The following is an 18,577-nucleotide window of genomic DNA, read 5'->3' as shown; positions in this document are numbered from 1 at the left end:
GATCCGTCGGCCTACGGCATCGTGAGGCCCTGACCTAGGGTTTTCCGCAGGTAGTGGATACCTCGGCCCTCCTGGGGCATGACCGGTCGTATGGCAGGGAACGAGGGTCTGCTCGCGGCCCTGGGAGACCTGCGGCGTCGGCTCGATCACGACCTCTTCCCGCTGGAGATCGGGGACGTCGCCTCGCATCGCCATGCCCTGAAGGAGCTCAGGGGGCAACTCGACGACTACCTGCTCCCGCGCGTGGCCGCGATGGACGCGCCCCTGCTCGCCGTCGTCGGCGGGTCCACGGGGGCGGGCAAGTCCACGCTGGTCAACTCGCTGGCCTGCGCCGACGTCGCCGAGACGGGAGTGCTGCGCCCCACCACCCTCGCCCCGACCCTCGTGGCCAACCCGGCCGACGAGGCGTGGTTCGGCAGACAGAACGTCCTTCCGGGGCTGGCGAGGACGACAGGGCGGGGGCGCGGTGAGCCGGGGACGCTCCGGGTGGTCACGGCGGACACGCTCCCCGCCGGGCTGGCCCTGCTCGACGCCCCCGACATCGACTCGGTCGTCACCGCCAACCGCGAGATCGCCGCGCAACTGCTCGCCGCCGCCGATCTGTGGCTGTTCGTCACCACCGCCGTCCGGTACGCCGACGAGGTGCCCTGGGGGTTCCTGCGCAGCGCCCGCGAGCGCAGCACGGCCCTCGCCGTCGTCCTCGACCGCGTCCCGCCCGAGGCCCTCGAACCGGTCACCGCCCACCTCACCCGCCTGCTCGACGAGAACGGCCTCCCGGGGACGCCGCTGTTCAGCGTGCCCGAAGTGGCGCTTCCCGAGGAGAACGCCCGCCTGCCCGAACCCGCCGTCCGCGACGTGCGCGGCTGGCTCGCCGCCATCGCGGCCGACGCCCACGCACGTGACCAGGTCGTACGCCGGACGCTCGCCGGCGCGCTGGACAGCATCACGACCCGCGTCCCCGCTCTCGCCGACGCGGCCGAGCGCCAGCGGGCCGGGGTCGCCGATCTTCGCCGCACGATCGACGGCGCGTACGGGGCGGCCATGGCGACGTTCGACGACGGGATCCGCGACGGGTCGCTGCTGCGCGGCGAGGTGCTGGCCCGCTGGCATGACTTCATCGGCACCGGCGACTTCATGCGCTCGCTGGAGTCGCGGATCGGCTGGCTGCGCGAACGCCTCGTATCCGCGTTCACCGGACGGCCCGCGCCCGAAACCCGGCTGCGCGTCGCCCTGGAGACGGGGGTGGAGGCGCTGATCCGCTCCGTCGCGGACGCCGCCGCCGAGCGTGCCCTGGATGGCTGGTCGGGCACGCCCGCAGGCCGTGACGTGCTCGAACGCGCGGGGGTGATCTCCGCGGGGCGCCTCGGCCGTGCCTCGTCCGGCCTTCCCGAGCGCGCCTCGTCGGCCCTGCGGGCGTGGCAGGGGTACGTGCTCGACCTCGTCGCCAAGGAGGGGACCGAGAAGCGGACGACCGCGCGGCTCGCCTCGTTCAGCGTCAACGCGGCGGGGTTGTTCCTCATGCTCATGGTCTTCACCTCCACGGGCGGGATCACCGGCATCGAGATGGGGATCGCGGGCGGCACCAGCCTGCTGAGCCAGAAGCTGCTGGAGGCGGTCTTCGGCGACCAGGCCGTTCGTACGCTGACGCAGGCGGCGCGGGAGGATCTGCGGGGCCGGGTGAGAGTGCTCCTGGACGAGGAGGCCGTCCGGTTCACCTCGCTGCTCGACGGAGTCGGCCCGCCCGAGGACGCCGCCGCCGCCCTCCGCAGGGCGGCCCAGAACGTCCACGCCCACCGCGACGCGATCGGCGTCCCCGCAGGGACGGGCGCCGGCGGGGGCCCGCCGGACGCGACCAGGCCGGCCCGATCTCTGGGCTCGGGCGCGCAGGTCGATTCCCCGGCTCAGGTGGACAGGCCACGATGAAGGTGCTTCGCCGGACCAAAGGCGTGTCGCTGGACGATCGGCTCGCCGCGCTGGCCGAGGCCGCCGACCTCGCCGAAGGCCGGCTCGACTGGTCCGCGGTGGCCGGGGCCCATGCCGTGGTGGCGCGCGCCGGGGCACGCCGCAACCTGTCGGTCGACCACACCGTCGTGGCGCTCGCGGGAGCCACGGGCAGCGGGAAGTCGTCGCTGTTCAACACGCTCTCGGGCACGTCCCTGGCCCGGGTCGGCGTCACCCGTCCGACCACCTCGGCGGCGCACGCGGCGATGTGGGACCCGGAGGGCGCGGGGCCGCTCCTCGACTGGCTGGACATCCCCCGCCGCCACACGGTCGACGGGGCCGACACGTGGCACCCGCCCGTTCAGGACGACTCCGTATCGGCTGGTGGACCCTTCGAGCAGGGGCAGCGCGCCTCCGCCGAGCGGCCCGCTTCCGCCTCCCTCGGGGCCGGGGCCGATCGGGGGCGGCTCTCCTCGCTGCAGGCGGGGCAGGACAATGATCCGCTCTCGGGACTGATCCTGCTCGACCTGCCCGACCACGATTCGATCGAGCTGGCGCACCGTCTGGAGGTCGACCGGCTGGTCGCCGTCGTCGATCTTCTGGTGTGGGTGCTGGACCCGCAGAAGTACGCCGACGCGGCCGTTCACGAGCGGTACCTTCGCCCGCTGAGCCGCCATCGGGACGTGATGATGGTGGTCCTGAACCAGACGGACCGGCTCACGCCCTCGGCCGTGAAGCGGTGCCTTAACGACCTGCGGCGGCTGCTGGACGAGGACGGGCTGCGCGGGGTGCCGGTGCTGGCGACGTCGGTGCCGAGGGACGAGGGCATCGGGGAGGTGCGCTCGGCCCTGGCCGCACGCGTCGCGGACCGGCGCACGTGGGCCTCCCGGCTCGCCGCGGACGCCCTCCTGGCCGCAGACCTCCTCGCCGCAGCCTCCTCCGGACCCGCCCCCCTTCCACCCGCACCGGCCGGTACCCACCCGCCGCCCGCATCCCCCGCCGCCTCTCAGCCGCCCAGGTCCACTCCCTCGCCCGAGTCGGTGGCCGAGTTGGGCAGGCGGGCGCGGGCCGCCGAGCAGGCCGTCACAGGTGAGCTGGCCGCGCCTCTGACCGACGCGCTCGCCGAGGCGGCGGGTGTCCCGCTCGTCGTGGACGCCGTCGCCAAGGCGCACCGGCACCGCTCGATCGTGGCCACCGGCTGGCCGGTCACGCGCTGGCTCCGCCGCTTCCGCCCCGACCCGCTGCGCCGCCTGCGCGTGGGCATCCGACCCGGGGCCGGCCCCATGGTGTCCAGTTCCCACGGCATGCGGGGTTCGCCCCAGGACGCGCTGCGCCTCGGCGCCTCACCGGAGAGTCGCTCCCTGGACTCCTCCCGCTCGGACGATCTCGGCACCGCCAAGCCCGGTCCGGGACCCGGCGGCCTCTCGGCAGGTCCCTTCCCGGGGAAGGGCGGCGAGCAGCGCCGTGGCATCCCCGCAGGAGGCGTGCCTTTGGCCATTGGACGTACGTCGATCCCGCCCGCCACGGCCATCCAGCGGTCGCAGATGGACATGGCGATCAGGGACGTCGCGTCGGCGGCCGCGTCGGGGCTGCCCGAGCCCTGGACCATGGCCGTACGGCGGGCCTCACGCGCGCGGGCCGACGAACTCGCCGACAGGCTTGACCGGGCCGTTTCGCTGACATTCGTCGGCGCGGGCAGGCAGCCGCGCTGGTGGCGGGCCGCCGGATTCGCGCAGTGGCTGGCGTTCGCCGCGATGATCACAGGCTTGCTGTGGCTGAGCGGCCTCTTCCTCGTCGACTACATGCGGCTTCCCGAGGTGCCCACGCCCACGCTGGGCGTCGTCCCCTGGCCCACCGTCCTCCTGGCCGGCGGTGCCGCGGCCGGCATCCTGATCGCCCTGCTCTGCCGCGTCCTCGCGTCTCTCAGCGCCCGCCGCCGAGCCCGTAAGGCCCGCAAGGCCTTGTGGTCAAGTGTGGACATGGTCGGCCACGATCTCGTCCTCACCCCGATCCGCGCGGAACTGACCCGCGCCCACGACTTCGCAGCCGCCCTCACCAAAGCCCGATCCTGACCGTCCCGCAGCCATCGCCAGGAGTGCGGAACACCCGTGCCCGCCGGGCCGGTTCCGGCTCGCTGTTCTCTCTGCCCCCCTGGCGTGAATGTCTCCTCCCTCTGGCTGGGGGAGTCAGGGATTGGCGGGCCTGTTGGGGACCTCGTCAGGGGCGGGCTGTTCGGCGGTCGGCAGTGGGTCGACCGCCGGGGCGCCGGAGGTCAGGGAGCGGGGGCCGGTGTCCTCGGCGTCGGCGATCGCGGCCTTGGCGGCCTCTTCGGCGTCGGCGGCCTCCGTCCTGGCGGCGGACCTGGTGTCGGGAACCTCTCGGGTGGCGGCGGACTTCGGGAGGGCTTCGGTGAAGGCCCGGGAGACGCCCTGGAGGGCGGAGGTCACCTCGCTCGGGATGACCCAGAAGGTGTTGCCCTGGCCCTGGGCGAGCTGCGGGAGCACCTGGAGGTACTGGTAGGCGAGGAGCTTGGGGTCGGGGTCGTTGCGGTGGACGGCCTGGAACACCTCGTCGATGGCCTGCGACTGGCCCTCGGCCTTCAGGATGGCGGAGGTGCGCTCGCCCTCGGCGCGCAGGATCGCGCTCTGCTTCTCGCCCTCGGCCGTGAGGATCTGCGACTGGCGAAGACCCTCGGCGGTGAGGATGGCGGCGCGCTTGTCACGTTCGGCGCGCATCTGCTTCTCCATCGCCTCCTTGATGGTCTTGGGAGGGTCGATGGCCTTGATCTCGACGCGGTTGACCCGGATGCCCCACTTGCCGGTGGCCTCGTCCAGCACGCCGCGCAGTTGACTGTTGATCGTGTCGCGGGAGGTCAGCGTCCTCTCCAGATCCATGCCGCCGACGACGTTCCTGAGCGTGGTGACCGTCAGCTGCTCGACGCCCTGGATGAAGTTGGCGATCTCGTACGCGGCCGCGCGTGGGTCGGTGACCTGGAAGTACAGGACGGTGTCGATGTCGACGACCAGGTTGTCCTCGGTGATGACGGGCTGCGGCTTGAAGGAGACCACCTGCTCGCGCAGGTCGATCAGCGGGCGCACGCGGTCGACGTACGGGATGACGAAGTTCAGCCCGGGGCCGAGCGTGCGGTTGTAACGGCCGAGGCGCTCGACGTTGCCGGCCCGCGCCTGCGGGACGATTCGTACGCCGCGCAGGACCGTGAGCACCGCGAACAACACGATCACGATTCCGGCGATGAAAGCGGCGTCCATGCTTCACTCCCGGGGATAGACGAGGGCGGTAGCCCCTTCGATCTGGATGACGTCCACCGTCGCGCCGGTCGGGATCACCAGTGTCTCGTCATAGGCGCGGGCGGACCACTCTTCTCCGCCTATGCGCACGCGGCCGTTCCTGCCGGTGACCTCGCGCGTGACATAAGCAGACTTGCCGACCAGCGCCGACACGCCGAACCGCTGCGCGGGCGGCTGCATCAGGTGGCGCCGGGCGACGGGACGCAGGAGGACGATGCTCGCCACCGAGGAGAGGATGAACGTCGCCAGCTGGACTCCGGCAGGCAGACCGATCGCCGCGACGGCGGCCGTGAGCAGGGCGGCCGCACCGAGCAGCCCGAGCGCCGCGGTGAGCGTGAAGATCTCTGCCACACCGAGCGCCGCCGCGAGCATCAACCAGAAGATCCACGAGTCCATCGCGTCGGCCCTCCCATAATGAGGAACGCGTTTTAGGCGTCTGTGGTTCCTTAAAGGCCACCGTAGCCCTATTTCGTGGACCATGGCAGGGCCAGAGCCGAGGGGTCGCTCAGCGCGCTTCCCTTGCGCCATTCGTCCCAGGACAACTGCCAGAAACCCCACCCGTTCCACCATTCCAGCCTCCTGTCGGTGCCGGTGACGATCACAGGATCGCCGCGCAAGGAGCTGTCGTAGAACCACGCCGCCTGGTCGGGCCGGGCGTTGACGCAGCCGTGGCTGACGTTGACCTTCCCCTGGGCCCACACGTTGTCGAGGGCGTGGACGTACTCGCCGCTGTTGGAGATGCGGACCGCGTGGCCGATCATGAGGTCGTAGTAGCCCGGCTCGCCCTTCTTCCTGCCAGGGGACACCATGCGCACCGGGTCGCCCTTGTCCATGGTCAGGTGGACGCCGCTCGTCGTGGTGTACTCGCGGGTCGAACCCTTGCCCGCGCTGATGGCCATCCGCTGGACCAGCCTGCCGTCCCGGTGGACCAGCATCTGGTGGGTCAGGGTGTTCACGATGCTGGTCTGGCGGCGCCCGACGGAGAAGGACAGGATGTGGTCGGCCGTGCCGAACGTGTGCGGGGCGGCGCGGACGCCGGCGAGGTGTGCGGTGACGACGACCCGCCGCCGCGCGGGCCAGAGCGTTCGCGGTCGGTAGGCCACCTGGTCGTCCGCCACCCAGCGCCACGCGCCCTCCAGCCGGGAACCCAGGGAACTCAGGGGACGCAGGGAGCCCAGGGAACGCAGGGAGCCCAGGGAACGCAGGGAGCCCAGGCGGACTTCCAGGGTGCGTTCGACCGCGGCGCGGTCCCGGACGGGGCCGGTGAAGGTGAGGATGATGGGCATGCCGACGCCGACGGTCTCGCCGGGGCTCGGGATCGTCTGGCGGATGCCGAAGGCGAGCGGCGCCGCGCGCGTGCGGAACCGGGCGACCACGCGAGACGGCGGGTCACCATGCCGGGCCGGGCTCGCCGACGCCGACACGACGTACTCGGTGCCCGGCGTCAACGTCCACGTCGAGCGCCACGCGCGGCGTGCGCGGTCGAACCGGCCCGGAACCCTGGCCCCGCCGGCGGAGACGTCAACGCTGGTCAGCGTGCCCTTCGTGACCATGACGCGTACATGGCGGTCGGGCCGGGCGCGGGGAGAGCCGGGCGCGGGGGTGACCGTGATGGCGGCGGCAGGCGGACGCGCCGAAGGTCGAGGAGCGGCGATCACCTGCGAGCCGCCGGTGACGAACATGAGAAGGATCACGGGCATGATCAGGGGGTGCCGCATCGTCCCGCCCTTCGTCCATCGATGATCAGATGCACGAACAGCGTATCGCTGCGTGGCGGGCTCGTTGCGCCAAGTAGCCATCACTGTGGATAACCATGCGCAGGACGGCCACCTCTGTGGATAACGCGAAGGACCGGCCCGGCTTCAACCCGTGACAACCCGCTCGGCTTCGTACTGGGTGAGGTTCCAGGGCGCCGCCGGGGATGGGGCGTCTCCTCCGTACGCCGGAGCGGGTTGTCGGCTTCTCCTCGATGTCGTGGTTCGCCAGGGCGAGGAGCAGCGGTCACGCGGGGTTGTGTCGGAGTGCGGTCACACAGGGTGTGTCGGGGGGGTACAGGGAGGGCCGGGTGTCAGGGGCGGGTGGGGAGGATTGTGCCTGTCACCTCGCCCAGGGTGATGGACGTGCCGGTCGGCCCGGGGGCCGTGGCGGTGATCGTCACCGTGTCGCCGTCCTCCAGGAATGTACGGATCCGGCCGTCCGCCAGCTTGATCGGCTCGCCGCCGTTCCAGGTGATCTCGATGAGCGACCCCCGCCGGCCGGGCTCGGCCCCGGACACCGTCCCGCTGGCGAACAGGTCACCCGTGCGCAGCGAGGCACCGTTGACGGTCATGTGGGCGAGCATCTGGTCCGGCGTCCAGTACATCTCCCGGTACGGAGGCGCGGAGATCGGTTCCCCGTTCAGCTCGACCCGCATCGTGATGTCCAGCCCCCACGGCTCCCGTCTGCCCAGGTACGGGAGCGGCTCGGGGTCCTGCGTCCGCCCGGCCACCCGCGCGTGCCCGAGCGCCTCCAGCGGCGTGATCCACGGGGAGATCGACGTGGCGAACGACTTGCCGAGGAACGGCCCGAGCGGGACGTACTCCCAGGACTGGATGTCGCGGGCGCTCCAGTCGTTGACGAGCGTCACCCCGAAGACGTGGTCGGCGAAATCCCCGGCTGCCTCGCCGAGACGGGTCGGCGTTCCGACGACGAAGCCCAGTTCCGCCTCGATGTCCAGCTTGGCCGACGGCCCGAGCACGGGCTGCTGTCCGGGAGCGGGGACACGCTGCCCGCGCGGCCGGGTGATCGGCGTGCCCGAGACGACCACCGTGCCTGACCTGCCGTGATACCCCACGGGCAGGTGTCGCCAGTTGGGTAGCAGCGGCTCGCCGTCCGGGCGGAACATGCGGCCGAGGTTGGTGGCGTGCTCCAGCGAGCAGTAGAAGTCGACGTAGTCGCCGACCTCGATCGGCCGGTACAGCCGCACCTCGGCCAGAGGGATCAGATGGGGTTCGACGGCCGCGCGGTTCGCCGCCGCCTCCTCGGCCTGGGCCGACAGCAGGCGCTGGACGCGGCGCCGGGTGTCGCTCCAGGCCGTGCGGCCCCGCGCCAGGAACCCGTTGAGGCTCGGCGCGGCGAACACCTCGTCGTGCAGCACGGGCGCGAGGTCGAGGACGTGGTCGCCGATGCGCACCCCCGCCCGCGCCGACTCGCCGGGCCTGGAGAACACGCCGTAGGGCAGGTTCTCCGGCCCGTACGGGGAGGCGTCCGCTCCGGGCACCCAACTGGTCATCGGCTTCCCCACTTCCACGGCCTCGCGTACGGAGGCCACAACGGGCCCGGCGGTGGACGGGCCGATCAGGCCGAGCCCCTGAAGATCCTCGATCGGTGTGGTGGTGTTGCACGAACCGTACGAGACCAGCAGACCACGCGCCCGCAGCACGGTCTCGGGGGGCACGGCGCGGGCGAGATCGGCGAGTTCGTGCCGGTCCATGAGCTCCAGTACGGGCACCGGATCCCGGCCCTCGACGGCCGCACACACCGCCAGCAACAGGTTGAGGAAGCCGTGACGGTACACGCCGAGGCTCGGGTCCGCGTGCCGTACGGCGTGGTGCAGCCCGGCGGTGGCCTTGAACGGCGTGCCCCGCAGGGCGCAGGTACGGATGAACAGGCCGAGGTCGTGCACGGACGGGAACAGGTCCGCCGTCACCCCTCCGCAGCGGACCTTCGCCCCCACACCAGGCGGAAGATGGGCGAACTCCCCGGCCGGGACCTCGACGAACAGCCGGGCCTTCGGCGCCGCCATCCGAACCTGCACGGCAAGGGCGGAGACGTCCGCGCCCGGCGGGAGGGCGCCCTCGACGATCTCGATCTCGATGCCCGTCAGCCCGGTCAGCGCCGAAAGGTCCGGGGTGGCCGAGCGTTCGAGGATGATCCCGGCCCGGAGCGGTCGGGTCAGCAGCGCGCCCAACTCGTCCAGGCGGTCGGCCGCGCACAGGAAGCGGTGCGTGAGCACGGGGCTCGCGGCGTCCTCGTCGGCGTAGTGCCGGGCCAGGGCGTCCGACATCGGCAGCCGCGTCGGCGGGAACAGCCCCGCGTCGTCAACGAGGTCGGTGAACAGCGGGTTCATCGGGCCCACGTCCAGGCGTAGTCGGGGTCCTCACAGGCGAGCGCGGAATCGCCCAGGTCGAGCGGGCGGAAGGTGTCGACCATGACGGCGAGCTCGCTGGTGACCGTCACCCCCTGGCGCACGGCCTCGACGGCCGCCTCGACCGCCCCCGGCTGCGGCCCGTGCGTGAAGCCCGCCGGGTGCAGCGAGATGGAGCCGACGTCGATGCCGGACCCCTTGCGGGCGGTGTAGTCCCCGCCCGCGTAGAACATGAACTCGTCGGAGTCCACATTGTGGTGGTTGTACGGGATCGGCACCGCCTCGGGGTGGAAGTCGAGCGGCCGGGGGCAGAACGAGCAGATCACGAAGCCCGGCCCCTCGAAGGTCTGATGGACGGGCGGCGGCGCGTGCGTCCGCTTCACGATCGGCTCGAAGTCGGCGATGTTGAAGGCGTACGGGTACAGGTAGCCGTCCCAGCCGACCACGTCGAACGGGTGGTGGGCGTAGGTGAGGCGGGTGAGGCCGCCTCGGGTCCTGACCAGGACGGGGGTCTCGCCGTCCTCGACGATCAGCGGTTCGCCGGGCGCCCGCAGGTCGCGCTCGGAGTACGGCGCGTGCTCCAGGAACTGGCCGTACTGCGACAGGTAGCGCTTGGGCGGGCGGATGTGCCCGGCGGCCTCGATGGCGAGCGCCTTCACGACCGTGCCGTCGAGCGGCACCCAGCGGTGGATCGTGCCCGTCGGGATGACGACGTAGTCGCCCTCACCGGCCTCGATCACCCCGTACGTGGACTCGAACCGCACCCGGCCGCTCGCGATGTAGACGCATTCGTCGCCCTTGGAGTCGCGGTACAGCTCGCTCGGCCGGTCGGCGGCGGCGTACGACATGCGGACGTCCCCGTTGCCGGCGAGCACTCGGCGGCCGGTGACGAGGTCGCCGCCCTCGGGCAGGTTCTGGGTGCGGAAGTGGCGCGGGGACAGCGGGAGGTTCGGGGACAACGCGACGCCCGAACCCTCGGTGACGGCTTCGGCCTTGACGATCGCGGTCGGCAGGTGGCGGTGGTAGAGCAGCGAGGAATCGGAGGAGAAGCCTTCCTCGCCCATCAACTCCTCGGCGTACAGCCCGCCGTCGGGCCGCCTGAACTGCACATGCCGTTTACGCGGCACCTCGCCGACCGTGCGGTAGTACGGCATCGGACCCTCCATCGTGTACGCATATCGGACAACACTGTCCTCTATACGTACGACGATCCGCTGTCGCGCCCTCCGTGTCAACTTCACCCCCGTCATGGCGCGGTGATTTCCCAGAAAGGGACGCCGACCACAGGCCGACGAAGGCACGGAACCGCGCGTGATCGAAAGGGGTTTCATGGGGACACTCCCCGCTCCCCGGGGTCGCATAGCCCTCGGGTGGGCGGCGTGTCGTCGATCGGGAGAGCGTGATCGTCGGCTGGGCCGTCGTGACGCGACGGCGTCCTCGCGTCAGGAGATCTCGTGCCTAGAGATCGTCGATCCTCGTGAGGTCGATCTCGATGTCGAAGGGCGCGGACAGGTGAAGCCGGTCCTGGTAGGTGCCGGAGAGGACGTAGTTTCTCGTCGCCGGGTCGAGTTCGTAGACGTTCACTGTGGGGCGCGCTTCGGCATTCTCGACCAGCCAGAAGTGCGGGATGCCGGCCTCCGCGTACAGAGAGGGCTTGCGCTTGCGATCGCGCTCCTCCGACTCAGGGGAGACGACCTCGACCGCCAGCACCACATCCGCGGCCTGGTAGGCGGTGGTGTCGAGGCCGCGGAGAGCCCCTGCCCGCAACACGATGATGTCCGGTTCCGGTCGCTGTCGCGGTCCCAGGACCACGCTCATCTCGCGCCGCACGCGCAGATTCTCCGGGGCCATACGGCGCAAGCCGTCCTCCAGCAGATACAGCATCAGAGTGTGGAAGTCTTTCTGGGGGCTCACGAGCACCAAGCTTCCATCAATCAACTCTGTGTGCGGAGGCAAATCCGGAAGGTGATCGAGGTCTTCGGCCTGGAAACCTTCAGGTGGAGGAATCAACCAGTCGGGTAGATCCGAGTTTGTCATCATCTCGCTCCGGACCTGGACTTTCATGCCATCAACGGTAGCAAGCGAGCCCTGTCTCAGTCTCAAGGTCGCCCGGGCTGACACACGCCACGCGAACGTCCCAGGTGCCCATCGCGCTTCTAGGGAACGGGACGCCAGTCGGTCCATGGACGCGAGCCGCGCCGACCGCGGAGCGACGCCAATCGCCGGTCGGCCTCGTCGCGCCGCGCGGGGTTCTCTGCGGCCACTTGGGCGGCCATGCAGGTCATACGGAACTCTCGGATGTCCCGCAAGATCTCGAACCCCTCCCAGGTGATGACGTCGTAACCGTAGACGCCGACGAAGTCTCTGTAGTCCTCGACCGGAATGCCTCCCAGCGTGAACGCCTTCACGGCTGTGGAGACCAGGTCCCACTCCGGAGGGCCGACCGAGCTTCGTTCCAGATCCAGCAACACGACCTCACCGCCGTCGGTGGACACCACGTTGCCGACCCAGGCGTCTCCGTGGACGACACACAGGGAACGGCCTGGTGGCAGGTCGGCGTACCGCTCCATCAGGTGCTTCAGGTGAGCGCGCATCCACGCACGATCGTCCTCCGAAAGCGTGCGGGCGCGATCGATCCGGTCGGTGAGCCGTACGAACGGGTCCAGAGGTGCGATATCGATGTCGGACGGGATCGCCAGGTGGTGTAGTCGTCCCAGTGCTGTTGCCACCTGCACCGCCGTACCGTGCCGGTGGGGCGGCAGTTCCCGCCAAAAAGTCACCGCTCTGCCGCCGACGTCGACAGGCTGGACGATGTCCGGCAGCACTTGTACGGCGGGCACGCCGGACGCTTCCAGCCATCGGGCGATGCTCACCTCACGAGCGGCGGCCGACACCTGGCCTGGCCGGCTCACCCGGGCGATCACGCCTCCGGGCAGCCTGTAGATCGTGTTCTCGCCTTGGCGGACCAACGTGGCACCGGTCGCATCCAGGCCTGCCTCTTCGCAGGCTTCCCGGAGTATCGCGCAGGCCGGCTCCTCCGAAGTGCCTGTCATGCCCGCACGGCTGCCTCGATACCGCGGCGGAGTTTTGCCACGGAATCGCGACGCTGGTAAGGGGTGGCGGTGCGATAAAGCTCGCGCAGATCGTCGGCGGCACGCCGGGACCGGACTATGCCGGCGTCGTGTACGGCGCGTTCTCCGATGGCGGCGGCCTCATCAGGGTCGCCGGTCGACATGGTGAGAGTGGCGAGCTTGATACCGCTGATCGCTCGGGACCGAACGTAGACAGGGGCGTGATCGTGCACCGCCGCCGCGAGCCGGCGGGACGCCTCGTCGGAAGATCCCCCGTGGATGGCGATGTCGAACAGTGCATGCCCCGTGTCACCGGAATGCTGGGCCGCGTCGTAGTAGCGCATCCAGGGAGCTTCCTCCTCTGGCCTGACACGTGTGAACTCCTCGTCCGCCAAGCCCACGGTGTTGACGGTCTCTTGTGAACGTCCGAGCTTGGCCAACGCCCGGGCACGCGCGGACAGCAGCATGGCACGTTCCGCTGGTGTCAGCCGATCAGAGCGAACCATAGCGAGTTCCACCAAGGTCATTCCCTTGTCGGGGTCGCCGCACCAGATGGCCTGGCGAGCCATGCTGGACAACACCTTGGCCCGCAGGTGCCAGTCACCGGCCTGTTCGGCACATGCCAGGGCGAGCCGGAACATACGCCTCGCGTCGTTGTGAGCATAGGCGTCGAACGCCATGAAACCCGCGGCGTGGCCGAGGACTCCCACTGCCGCGTAGAGGTCGACGTGGAGTTGCGGTGGGCAACGGGCCTTATCGAGCAGGGCGACCGACTGGCGTAGTTGTGCGTTGACGGCCTCCCTGACCAGGCTTCCGCCATAGGTGTGATCCCAGGTAGAGAACAGGCCCGCGATGGTACGGATCTCTTGAATGTCCGCGGGACTCACCACAGCGGGCACTGTGGACGGTTCAGTGGGGATTAGCAAGTCGGCAAGGGGAACCGACAAAGCGGTGCCGAGGGCCGTACGGAGGAAGTCTTTCCGGTCCACGTCGGTAACGGTAGTCGCTCCCCGAGCATGACGACGAGGGCGGCGGAAGCCCAGATCGCGGTCGGCGCCGGCGCCGAGCAGGTCGCGTAACGCCGCTCGGTAATCGGCGTTCGGCCAGCTCACCAGGCCTCGTTCCAGCTTGCCGATGTAGTTCGCCGTCAGGCACGCGACACGTCCCAGATGCTCATGTATCCACGCGTTGACCAGGTCGGCCAGCTCCTGGCGGGACATGGGCTCACCGGGCTCATGGGGCGATTCGCGCTGTTCACGTGCCTCGCGAAGCTGGTGATTGGGCTGGGGCATGGCGGCTCTCCTCTCGGCGCTGCACGCCGTCATGGTCGCACAGAGTGGTCGCCGAGGAGTTCCGAATCTGCCCCCAATCTGCCCTCTGACTGCCCCGATGTACGACGTTCCACAGCGGCCGCTCGGTAGTCAGAGTGGAGCCGTCTCGTACACCCACCGACTACGGCGGGTGATCGCAATGTTCCGAGTCTCCAAGGAGTGATCCATGAACACGGTGGTCGACGTTGACCAGCCCTTCGACCTGGACATTCGCGTCCTGGAAAGCAGCGGCGGCGCCGCGAACCTGATCAACCTCACTGACGACGGATGCGGCAGCACCTGCGCCAGCCCGTGCGCCACCGCCATGGCCTAGGCAGCGTGCCCCCGATGGCGGGGCCGATACCGGCCCGCCATCGGCTGTCTGCCGCTCGTTGGACGAAGAACCATCACCACGGAGGGGTTCATGGAGTTTGGACATGGTCCGAAGCTCTACCGATGTGCTGATCCTTTGCTGGTGAGGGCTGCTGTACACGCTGAACTGGCGGTCCCGGCTTGGCCACGCCTGAGCGGTGGCGGGCCCGCAGAGGTGCGGCGGTGGCGGGAGTGGTTGCGAGAAGTCTGGTCGATGGACAGGATCGCCGAGGCCATCGAGCACTCCAGCCCCGCCCTCGCGGATCGGGTGAAAATGGTGTGCGCGGCAGGGTGCCCCGAGCCCCAGGCGGTACGCCGCACGGTGCTTTCCGTGGCCAGGTACCTTCTGCGGATGACCGGCCGGGCCACGCCGTTCGGCCTGTTCGCCGGGATCGCGCCCGCATCAGTCGGTACGGAGCTCAAGCTGGGCTGGGGCAGTGGGCACCAGGCTGTCGCACGAGCCGACGCTTCCTGGCTCGCTGCCGTCATCGTGCAGTTGGAGTCGTGCCCGCAGCTTGTTCTGCGGCTGCCGCTGGTCTTCAACAACCTGTGCTTCGTACGTGGCCGACGCTTGATCGTGCCTCATCAGGGCCGTTCGCAGGCAACCGACCACACAGACGTGGGCGAGATATCAATGCGGTACACAGCGGCGGTCCAGGCGGCCGTGGAGGCGGCCAGCTCACCGATCCAAGGCGAAGAGCTGGCCGGGAAGCTGGCGGCCGAGTTCCCTGAGGCGCCGTCGTCCGTGATCGAAGGACTGCTTACCGAGTTGGTGAAGCAACGAGTGCTGCTCAGCGGCCTGCACGCACCGAGTACGACCGCCGATGCCTTCAGCCATCTGCTGGAGCAGGCGGAGGCCGTCGGCGCGGGAGATGTTCCGCAAGTGGCGATGTTGCTGTCCCGGCTGAGGGAGATCAAGGCGGTGCTGGACCATCACAACGCCGTTGACACCATCCGGTCGCTCCGGCATGGTCGGACGACCGTAGCCCGTCTGATGACGGCGCTCACCGATCAGGCGCGGCAGCCGCTGGCCGTTGATCTGCGGCTGGATTGCCGCCTCGTTCTGCCGCGGCAGGTCGCGGACGAAGCCGAGGCGGCGGCCTCGGTGCTGGCACGCCTGACGGCCCACCCGTTTGGTACGGCTGCCTGGCAGAGCTACGCCACGCGGTTCTTCGAACGCTACGGCACGGGTGCCCTGATTCCGGTCCTGGATGTCGTAGACCCCGACGTCGGGCTAGGCCTTCCAACCGGATACCTGGGCAGCACCGCGGAGACACTCCGTGTGAAGGTATCCGCCCGGGAGGAGCGGCTGCTTGGGCTGGCCCAGGCTGCGGCGCTGGACGGTCGCCAGGAGATCCTCCTGGACGATCGGGTGATCGACGAGCTTTCGGTCGGGGACCTCGCGCACGCGCAACCGACGCCGCACCTGGAGCTGTGCTTCCGCGTTCAGGCGACCTCCAAGGCCGCGCTTGAGCAGGGTGAGTTTCACCTGGCGATCGTCAGCGTCTCACGCGGTGTCGGCACGCTGACCGGAAGGTTCATCGGCCTGCTGGAGCGACCCGATCAGCAGCGTTTCACCGCCACGTTCGCGCATCTCCCGACCAACGACCCCGAGACGTTGCCAGTGCAGCTGTCCTTCCCACCCCTTGCTGAGAATGCCGCGCACGTGACACGCGCTCCTGTGCTGCTGCCGACCGTGATCAGGCTTGGTGAGCACCACAACCCGGACCACGGCACCATCCGGTTGGACGATCTGGCGGTGGGGTGTGACAGCCGTCGTCTGTACCTGGCCTCGCTGAGTTCCAGGCGGAGGCTGGAGCCCGTGATGCCGCACGCCTTGGACCTTCGCGCGCACACCCCGCCGCTGGCACGGTTCCTCGCCGAGGTGGGGCGGGCTCAAAACGCCGTGGTCACCGGCTTCGACTGGGGCGTTGCCTCCCGCCTCCCGTTCCTGCCGCGCATTAGGTACGGACGCATTGTGCTGTCTCCTGCCCGCTGGCTTCTCGGCTCGGACGAACTGCCGGGTCGCGAGGCGTCATTCGCGCAGTGGGAGCAGGCCGTGAAGGAGTGGTGTGCTCGGAGACGTGTGCCTGATCTTGTCTACCTGACCGAAGGGGACCGGCGGCTACCGCTCGACCTGGAGCAGGAAGGCCATCTCGCACTGCTGCGCACGCATGTGCATCAGGGCCAAAGCACCGTGTTGACAGAGGCGCCCGCGCCCGGTGCCGACGGATGGTTCGACGGACACGCTCACGAGATCGTCGTCTCGATGGTCGCCGCGCCGGCGCCCCGGTGGCCACCGCTGCCCAAAGTGGACGTGGCCCGGGTAATCGGCCGCGACCACGGACATCTGCCCGGGACGTCGCGGTGGCTGTACGCCAAGCTGTACGGACACCTGGACCGGCAGGCCGAAGTCCTTGCCGAGCACCTGCCCGCGCTGCTGGCGGCGTGGGAAGAACCGCCGGACTGGTGGTTCATTCGCTACCGAGATCCGGAGTGGCATCTGCGCCTGCGGATCGCGCTGCCCGACGCCGAGCAGTTCGGGTGGGCCACGCACCATGTCAGCACCTGGGCAGCCGACCTGCGGAGGCAGGGGCTGCTCCGTGATCTGCAATTCGCCGCCTACTACCCCGAGACCGGCCGTTGGGGCAGGGGAGCGGCACTGGCTGCGGCCGAGGAGGTGTTCACCGCAGACTCGCGTGCCTTGGTCGCACAGTTCGCCCAGCGATCACAGCCCCATCCGCAGCCCCTTGCCGCCGCCCAATTCGTCGCGATCGCGAGCGCCTTCTCGGGCAGCACGGCAGGCGGTATGCGGTGGCTGATCAAGCACGCGAAAGTTCGCGCTCCCGATCCGCTTCCCCGCCACCTACTCGCCGAGGCGGTCAGACTGGCCGATCCGGCGGACGACTGGGCGGCGCTGCGTGCCACCCCCGGCGGTGAGGCGATCGTCCAACCGTGGCTGCCCCGCCACGACGCCCTGACCCGCTACCGTGCTCATCTGACCGGTGTTGACGGCATCGACTCGGAGGCCGTGCTCGACTCCTTATTGCACGTCCACCACATTCGGGCCGTCGGCATTGATCGCGACGATGAGCGCACCTGCCTGCGCCTGGCCCGTGCCGCTGCCCTCGCCTGGGACGCTCGCACCAACGAGGGCAGGGCATGATGCCGCACCGACAGGACGCCGTCAGGGCCGTCGCCGATGCGATCGCCGACCGATTGGCCTCGCCATCAACAGTGCGCGGCCTCCATTTGCCGCAGGGCTGGTGGCCCCAGTCCCTCGCATATGGCGCCACCGGGATCGCGTTGCTGCACATCGAGCGTGCCCGCACCGGCCTCGCCCCCTGGCGGTATGTTCACGACTGGCTCGCCTGCGCCGCAGGCGGCGAGATCCTGACCGGAAGCGACAGCCACCTCTTCTACGGTGCGCCCGCGCTCGCATTCGCCGTACATGCGGCATCTGATCTTCAGGGCCACTACGCCCGCGCTCGTGATGAGCTCCACCGCCACATCGCCACGACGACCCGGCGCCGCCTGGACCGCGCACATACCCGCATGGACCATGGTCGGCTTGTCACGTTGGCGGAGTTCGACGTCATCAGAGGACTTGCCGGAATCGGTGCTTACCTCCTGCGGCATGAGCCGCACGGCGAGCTGATTCGCGCGGTGCTGGAATACCTCGTCCGGTTGACCGAGCCGGTGAAGGACGGCGGTGACCTGCTCCCGGGCTGGTGGACGGACCTGGACCCGGCAGGCCGGAAATCTGAGGCCTTCGAAGGCGGACACGGCAACAACGGCGTTGCCCATGGCATCTGCGGGCCGCTGGCGTTGCTGTCGTTGGCTCTGAGAGACGGAGTCGCGGTGAATGGTCACATCCACGCGATTCAGCGGATCTGCGTGTGGCTCGACGAGTGGCGTCAGGACGGGAAAGCCGGCCCGTGGTGGCCGTACTGGGTCACCCGGACAGAGCTGCGTGAGGGGTATCAAGGCAAGTCAGGGCCGCTTCGCCCGTCGTGGTGCTACGGCACCGCCGGGCTCGCACGCGCTCAGCAGCTCACCTCCCTGGCCACCGGCGACCTCACACGCCAGCGGATGGCTGAATCGGCATTGGTCAGGGCCTTTACTGATCCAGGGCAGCTCGCGGCGATCACTGACCCCTCGCTGTGCCACGGTTACGCCGGTCTTCTGCACATCGCCTGTCGTGCGGCCACCGACGCCGTCACTCCGGACCTGGCCGCCTGCCTGCCGCGCCTGCTCGGCATGATCATTGAGGACGGTATCGATGCCGAGAGGGTGGCCGCGTCGCTGCTGCTCCGGCCCAGTGATCCAGGACTACTCGAAGGGGCAGCAGGCATCGCCTTGGCCCTGCACTCCGCGCACTCCGGCATACCTCCCGTCTCGGGCTGGGATTCATGCCTGCTCATCAGCTAACCGAGCCATCAGGGGGGA

At 69.7% G+C, this 18,577-nt stretch carries 13 protein-coding genes; 5 read left to right on the top strand and 8 right to left on the bottom strand.

Features of this window, described 5'->3' with window-relative positions; genetic code table 11:
* The first annotated feature begins 90 nt into the window (after positions 1-90).
* The gene (locus tag AB0H21_RS29825) at positions 91-1,923 is read left to right on the top strand and encodes an ABC transporter (protein WP_358523052.1); all 1,833 of its coding nucleotides are present in this window, start codon (positions 91-93) and stop codon (positions 1,921-1,923) included.
* Positions 1,920-4,013 carry a GTPase gene (locus AB0H21_RS29820; protein WP_358523050.1) on the top strand — a complete coding sequence of 698 codons (2,094 nt, stop codon included), beginning with the start codon at positions 1,920-1,922 and terminating at the stop codon, positions 4,011-4,013. The genes AB0H21_RS29825 and AB0H21_RS29820 overlap by 4 nt, the downstream gene beginning before the upstream one ends.
* A 114-nt stretch (positions 4,014-4,127) precedes the next feature.
* Here the strand turns inward: AB0H21_RS29820 and AB0H21_RS29815 are convergent, their stop codons facing one another.
* From AB0H21_RS29815 to AB0H21_RS29780, 8 genes are all read right to left on the bottom strand, one after another.
* Positions 4,128-5,210 carry an SPFH domain-containing protein gene (locus tag AB0H21_RS29815; protein ID WP_358523048.1) on the bottom strand — a complete coding sequence of 361 codons (1,083 nt, stop codon included), beginning with the start codon at positions 5,208-5,210 and terminating at the stop codon, positions 4,128-4,130.
* A 3-nt stretch (positions 5,211-5,213) separates the two neighbouring features.
* The gene (locus AB0H21_RS29810; RefSeq protein ID WP_358523045.1) at positions 5,214-5,645 is read right to left on the bottom strand and encodes an NfeD family protein; all 432 of its coding nucleotides are present in this window, start codon (positions 5,643-5,645) and stop codon (positions 5,214-5,216) included.
* Positions 5,646-5,713: 68 nt separating this feature from the next.
* Entirely contained in the window at positions 5,714-6,967 is a 1,254-nt protein-coding gene (locus AB0H21_RS29805; protein WP_358523042.1) for an Ig-like domain-containing protein, read from the bottom strand.
* Positions 6,968-7,317: 350 nt separating this feature from the next.
* Positions 7,318-8,520: a fumarylacetoacetase gene (fahA, locus tag AB0H21_RS29800; RefSeq protein WP_358523160.1), complete on the bottom strand. Its 1,203-nt coding sequence runs from the start codon at positions 8,518-8,520 to the stop codon at positions 7,318-7,320.
* Between the two features lie 833 nt (positions 8,521-9,353).
* On the bottom strand, positions 9,354-10,529 hold the full coding sequence (locus AB0H21_RS29795) for a homogentisate 1,2-dioxygenase domain-containing protein (protein ID WP_358523040.1): 1,176 nt from the start codon (positions 10,527-10,529) through the stop codon (positions 9,354-9,356).
* A 304-nt stretch (positions 10,530-10,833) separates the two neighbouring features.
* Complete coding sequence (locus tag AB0H21_RS29790; RefSeq protein ID WP_358523037.1) at positions 10,834-11,439, bottom strand: Uma2 family endonuclease; 606 nt, start codon at positions 11,437-11,439, stop codon at positions 10,834-10,836.
* A 92-nt stretch (positions 11,440-11,531) separates the two neighbouring features.
* Positions 11,532-12,428, bottom strand: coding sequence for an aminoglycoside phosphotransferase family protein (locus AB0H21_RS29785; RefSeq protein WP_358523034.1), 897 nt, complete (start codon positions 12,426-12,428; stop codon positions 11,532-11,534).
* Positions 12,425-13,738 (bottom strand): hypothetical protein, encoded by a 1,314-nt coding sequence (locus AB0H21_RS29780; RefSeq protein WP_358523032.1) that lies wholly within the window; start codon positions 13,736-13,738, stop codon positions 12,425-12,427. Before AB0H21_RS29780 ends, AB0H21_RS29785 begins: the two co-directional genes overlap by 4 nt.
* A gap of 205 nt (positions 13,739-13,943) precedes the next feature.
* On the opposite strand from AB0H21_RS29780, the gene AB0H21_RS29775 reads away from it, so the two are divergent.
* The 3 genes from AB0H21_RS29775 (at position 13,944) to AB0H21_RS29765 (ending at position 18,559) form a co-directional block, all read left to right on the top strand.
* Entirely contained in the window at positions 13,944-14,090 is a 147-nt protein-coding gene (locus AB0H21_RS29775; protein ID WP_358523029.1) for an FxLD family lanthipeptide, read from the top strand.
* Between the two features lie 252 nt (positions 14,091-14,342).
* The gene (locus AB0H21_RS29770; RefSeq protein WP_358523028.1) at positions 14,343-17,294 is read left to right on the top strand and encodes a lantibiotic dehydratase; all 2,952 of its coding nucleotides are present in this window, start codon (positions 14,343-14,345) and stop codon (positions 17,292-17,294) included.
* A complete protein-coding gene (locus AB0H21_RS29765; RefSeq protein ID WP_358523026.1) occupies positions 17,291-18,559 on the top strand; it encodes a lanthionine synthetase C family protein in 1,269 nt (422 codons plus the stop codon). Before AB0H21_RS29770 ends, AB0H21_RS29765 begins: the two co-directional genes overlap by 4 nt.
* Positions 18,560-18,577: the final 18 nt, after the last annotated feature.

The organism is Sphaerisporangium sp. NPDC051011 (assembly GCF_040653595.1).
Classification (GTDB): domain Bacteria; phylum Actinomycetota; class Actinomycetes; order Streptosporangiales; family Streptosporangiaceae; genus Sphaerisporangium.
Note: the sequence above shows the minus strand (reverse complement) of the source record. Positions and strands in the feature narration are given on the sequence as shown.